Raw genomic sequence first — 4324 nt, forward strand, 5'->3', positions numbered from 1 at the left:
TGCGCCCGGTGCTCGCCCGGCAGCACGACATCGTGGTCGTCGGCGCGGGCTGGATCGGCGCCGAGTTCGCCACCGCCGCGCGCGAGGCGGGCTGCGCGGTGACCGTCGTGGAGGCCGCCGACCGGCCGCTCGCCGGTGCGCTGCCCGCCGAGGTCGCCGCCCCCATGACCGCCTGGTACGCCGCCGCGGGCGCCGACCTGCGCACCCACGCGCGCGTGGAGCGCGTCGAGCCCGGTCACGTCGTCCTCGACGACGGGTCGCGGCTGCCCGCCGGCGCCGTCGTCGTCGGCATCGGCGCCCGGCCCGCCACCGCCTGGCTCGCCGGCTCCGGCATCGAGCTCGGCCCGTACGGCGAGGTCCTGGCCGACGACCGCCTGCGCACCTCCGTGCCCGACGTCCACGCGGTCGGCGACTGCGCCTCCTTCCCCTCCGGCCGCTACGGGGAGCGCCTGCTCGTCCACCACTGGGACAACGCACTCCAGGGCCCCCGCACGGTCGCCGCGGACATCGTCGGCGCCACCAGCGGCGAGGCCCCGCCGGTCTACGACCCGGTGCCGTACTTCTGGTCCGAGCAGTTCGGCCGGTTCGTCCAGTACGCAGGGCACCACACGTCCGCCGACACCACCCTGTGGCGCGGCGACCCCGCAGGACCCGCCTGGACGGTCTGCTGGCTGCGCGAGGGGCGGCTGATCGCCCTGCTGGCGGTGGGCCGCCCCCGGGACCTGGCCCAGGGCAGGCGCCTGATCGAGGCGGGCGCGCGGATGGACCCGCGGCTGCTCGCCGACCCCGCCCGCCCGCTCAAGGCGGCGACGGCGTAGTCCCCCGCGGGCGTGCGGCACGGTCCGCCGTCGGCGGGTTGGGACGGGTCCGGCTTCCGACTGTCAGTGGCAGATGGCAGGCTTGAGACGTGACCGAGATTGACGCAAAGATCGATGCTCTCGTACCCGCCTGGCTCACCGTCCCCGACATCGCCGAGATGCTCGGCGTCGAGGTGACCCGTGTGCGGCAGCTGATCAAGGAAGGCCAGCTCATCGCCGTACGCCGTGGCGAGAACCGCGCGCTGCACATCCCGGCGGCCTTCATCGACGAGGACAAGGTCGTCAAGGGCCTGGTCGGGACCCTGACCCTGCTGCGGGACGACGGCTTCACGGTCGAGGAGATGCTCGAGTGGCTCTTCACGCCCGACCCGACCCTGCCCGGCACGCCCGCGCAGGCGCTGAGCGAGAATCGCGGCACGGAGGTGAAGCGCCGCGCCCAGGCGCTCGCCGTCTGACCTGACACACCGCCCGGGGTACGGGCCGCGGCACCCGCGGCCCGTACGCCACCGGCGGCGGCCGTGACGCCACGCGCCGCCGCCCGTACGTCACCGACTTGGGGGGACACACGCATGTCCGAGACCGCCGCCACCGCACGCGCCCGGCTCGCCGACGCCCGGCTCTACCTGTGCACGGACGCCCGCAGGACCCAGGGCGACCTGCCCGCGTTCCTGGACGCGGTGCTGGCCGGCGGCGTCGACATCGTGCAGCTGCGCGACAAGGGCATGGAGGCCGCCGAGGAACTGGAGCACCTGGAGGTCTTCGCCGACGCCTGCGCCCGCCACGGCAAGCTCCTCGCGGTCAACGACCGGGCGGACGTCGCCCACGCCGCCGGCGCCGACGTGCTGCACCTCGGCCAGGGCGACCTCCCGGTGCCCGCTGCCCGGGCGGTCCTCGGCGACGACGTCCTCGTCGGCCGCTCCACCCACGCCGAGTCGGAGGCCGCCGCGGCCGCCGCCCAGGAGGGCGTGGACTACTTCTGCACCGGCCCGTGCTGGCCCACCCCCACCAAGCCCGGCCGCCACGCGCCCGGCCTCGACCTGGTCCGGTACACCGCGTCCCTGGGCACCGACCGCCCCTGGTTCGCCATCGGCGGCATCGACCTCGGCAACCTCGACGAGGTGCTGGAGGCGGGCGCCCGCCGGGTCGTCGTCGTCCGCGCCATCACGGCGGCGGACGACCCCGGCGCCGCGGCGGCCGAGTTCGCCAAGCGCCTGCGGCAGGACTAGCGCCGGTCGGCGCGTCCGGTGCGGTTGCCGGCGGCATGTGTCCAAGGGATGGACAACAAGTCGACAATCCGGACAAATATCCCGCATCCGGTTGGGGGGCCGCCGCTCCCTGGCTAACCTGCCCGTATGGCCCTCGGAACCGCATCCACCAGGACTGATCGCGCACGCACCGTGCGTGACATCCTCGCCGCCGGCAAGACGACGTACTCGTTCGAGTTCTCGGCGCCGAAGACGCCCAAGGGCGAGAGGAACCTGTGGAGCGCGCTCAGGAGGGTCGAGGCGGTCGCCCCCGACTTCGTCTCCGTGACCTACGGCGCGGGCGGCTCCACCCGCGCGGGCACGGTCAAGGAGACCGAGCAGATCGTCGCCGACACGACCCTGACCCCGGTCGCCCACCTCACCGCGGTCAACCACTCCGTCGCGGAGCTGCGCAACATCATCGGCCAGTACGCCGACGCGGGGATCCGCAACATGCTGGCCGTGCGCGGCGACCCGCCCGGCGACCCGACGGCCGACTGGGTCTCGCACCCCGAGGGCCTCACGTACGCCGCCGAGCTGGTCAGGCTGATCAAGGAGTCGGGTGACTTCTGCGTCGGCGTGGCGGCCTTCCCGGAGATGCATCCGCGCTCCGCGGACTGGGACACCGACGTGACGCACTTCGTCGACAAGTGCCGGGCCGGCGCCGACTACGCGATCACGCAGATGTTCTTCCAGCCCGAGTCCTACCTGCGCCTGCGCGACCGGGTCGCCGCGGCCGGCTGCGAGACCCCGGTCATCCCCGAGGTCATGCCGGTGACCAGTGTGAAGATGCTGGAGAGGTTGCCGAAACTCAGCAACGCCTCCTTCCCGGCCGAGCTGAAAGAGCGGATCCTCGCGGCACAGGACGATCCGGCGGCTGTACGCTCCATTGGCATCGAGTTCGCCACGGAGTTCTGCGCGCGGCTGCTGGCCGAGGGTGTGCCCGGACTGCACTTCATCACGCTGAACAACTCCACGGCGACGCTGGAAATCTACGAGAACCTGGGCCTGCACCACCCCCCGCGGGCCTAGACCGGCCGCACGTATTTGCGACACACTGCGTAGCGGCCACTGGGAGAGGGGCGTACATGGGCTGGACGGTCCTCTACATCGCGTTCGGCATCGTCGCGCTGTGGCTGCTGGGTGAGGTGCTGCTGCAGTACAAGGCGCGGCTGCGCTGGCGGCTGCTCGCCTTCGGCGGCTTCGCCTGCGTCGTGGCCGGTGTGCTGATGTCCAACGTGCTCGTCATCGGAGCGGGCGCCGCGGCCTTCGCGGTCGGACAGACCTACGTCACCCTGTCGTTCCGCCGCGGCTTCGAGGCCGGCTGGGCGGTCAACGCCCCGGCGGGCCTCGTGGGCAGCAAGCGCCGCCGCCCCGAACGCGGCCGCCAGGAACCGACGTTGGAGGTCTCCGGTCTGGAGGCCGACACCGGCCTCGGCACCCATGAGGACCGCGCCCAGGGCGACGGCCACTCCTTCGGCCACGACGACTACGACCGGGACGACGTCTTCACCCCGGCCCGCCCCGCCGAGACCACCGCCGTCTACGCGCCGCAGCCCATGCCGGACGACACCGGCTCGTACGGCGTGTACGGCGACGGGTCCGGGTCCGGCTACGGCCAGGACCAGCAGACGGCGGCCGCGCAGAGCTCCGACCAGTCCTACGCCTACGACTACTCCGGCTACGGCCAGCAGTCCTACGACTACGACACCGGCCAGCAGCAGCAGTACGCCGCCTACTCCGACCCGTATATCGGCACCCACACCTACGGCGGCGGGTCGTACGACACCGGCGGCTACGACACCACCGGCGGGGCGCAGTACGACCAGCAGGGCTACGGGCAGGGCCAGTACACCGCCGGCACACCCGGCGGCTACGGCGGCGAGACCCCGGCCGGCGGGGTCTGGGTGCCGCAGCAGCGCACCGCCGACGATCCCTACGGCGGCGAACTCCCGCCGGAGCAGCCCTACCCGTACCAGGGCAACGGCCAGACGCAGGGCCAGAGTCAGGGATACGACGAGCAGTACCGCTTCTGACGGCGCCCGGGCCCGGTCACGGGCCCACCGGTCACCCCGGTGTCACTGCGAGCCCCGGAAGTCCGGCCCCTCCACGACGAGTCCGGCGACCAGCGCGCCCGACATGCCCGCGTGCGGCAGCCCGCCGCCGGGGTGGGACCAGCCGCCCGCCGTGAACAGCCCGGCCAGAGCCGTGCCGTTGCCCGCGTGCAGCAGCCGGCCGCCCGCCGCCGCCAGCGCCGGGGCC

General features: G+C 73.5%; 5 protein-coding genes and 1 pseudogene. 5 read left to right on the forward strand and 1 reads right to left on the reverse strand.

Annotated features, from left to right (window positions below; genetic code table 11):
* The 5 genes from GTW67_RS09195 to GTW67_RS09215 all read left to right on the forward strand — a co-directional run.
* The coding region (locus tag GTW67_RS09195; protein WP_161164313.1) for an NAD(P)/FAD-dependent oxidoreductase at nucleotides 1-818 on the forward strand (818 nt) is incomplete at its 5' end.
* Between the two features lie 89 nt (nucleotides 819-907).
* Nucleotides 908-1273: an Rv2175c family DNA-binding protein gene (locus GTW67_RS09200; protein WP_161164314.1), complete on the forward strand. Its 366-nt coding sequence runs from the start codon at nucleotides 908-910 to the stop codon at nucleotides 1271-1273.
* A gap of 114 nt (nucleotides 1274-1387) precedes the next feature.
* Nucleotides 1388-2044, forward strand: coding sequence for a thiamine phosphate synthase (thiE, locus tag GTW67_RS09205; RefSeq protein WP_161164315.1), 657 nt, complete (start codon nucleotides 1388-1390; stop codon nucleotides 2042-2044).
* Nucleotides 2045-2170: 126 nt separating this feature from the next.
* The gene (gene metF, locus GTW67_RS09210; protein ID WP_161164316.1) at nucleotides 2171-3094 is read left to right on the forward strand and encodes a methylenetetrahydrofolate reductase [NAD(P)H]; all 924 of its coding nucleotides are present in this window, start codon (nucleotides 2171-2173) and stop codon (nucleotides 3092-3094) included.
* Between the two features lie 56 nt (nucleotides 3095-3150).
* The gene (locus tag GTW67_RS09215) at nucleotides 3151-4098 is read left to right on the forward strand and encodes an SCO2102 family sporulation regulator (protein ID WP_161164317.1); all 948 of its coding nucleotides are present in this window, start codon (nucleotides 3151-3153) and stop codon (nucleotides 4096-4098) included.
* 42 nt (nucleotides 4099-4140) lie between these two features.
* On the opposite strand, the pseudogene GTW67_RS09220 reads toward GTW67_RS09215, so the two are convergent.
* A pseudogene (locus GTW67_RS09220) lies at nucleotides 4141-4324 on the reverse strand (phytoene dehydrogenase); the annotation flags it as partial.

It is taken from the genome of Streptomyces sp. SID5910 (genome assembly GCF_009862125.1).
In the GTDB taxonomy this organism is placed as follows: domain Bacteria; phylum Actinomycetota; class Actinomycetes; order Streptomycetales; family Streptomycetaceae; genus Streptomyces.